Here is a 486-nt window from a genome sequence, read left to right on the forward strand (position 1 = left end):
CGGCCCCGCCCCGGCCGGCCCCACCGCCTCGACGCCTCCGCCCGCGGCTCCCGCTCCGCAGCAGTCCGCCCCGGCACCGGTCGCGCAGCAGCCCGTCCAGCCCGTCCCGTCCGCTGCCGCCCCGGTCGGCGGCCCGGACCCCCGCACCCTCTGGCCGAACATCCTGGAGGCGGTGAAGAACAAGCGCCGCTTCACCTGGATCCTGCTCAGTCAGAACGCACAGGTGACGGGCTTCGACGGCACCACCCTGACCCTCGGTTTCGTGAACGCGGGCGCGCGGGACAACTTCGCGAGCAGCGGCAGCGAGGACGTGCTGAAGGCGGCGCTCGCCGAGCAGCTCGGTGTCAGCTGGAAGGTCGACGCGGTCGTCGACGCATCGGGCGGCGGCGGCACCCCCGCGCCCCCGGCCCCGGGCGGGTACGGCGGTGGCGGTGGTTACGGCACGGGCGGTGGCGGAGGCGTTGGCGGCGCCGGCTACGGCGGCGG

1 pseudogene is annotated in these 486 nt (G+C 76.7%); it reads left to right on the forward strand.

What is annotated here, in order from left to right:
* A pseudogene (locus GTW43_RS32555) lies at nt 1-486 on the forward strand (DNA polymerase III subunit gamma and tau); the annotation flags it as partial.

It is taken from the genome of Streptomyces sp. SID5785 (genome assembly GCF_009870065.1).
Taxonomy (GTDB): Bacteria; Actinomycetota; Actinomycetes; order Streptomycetales; family Streptomycetaceae; genus Streptomyces.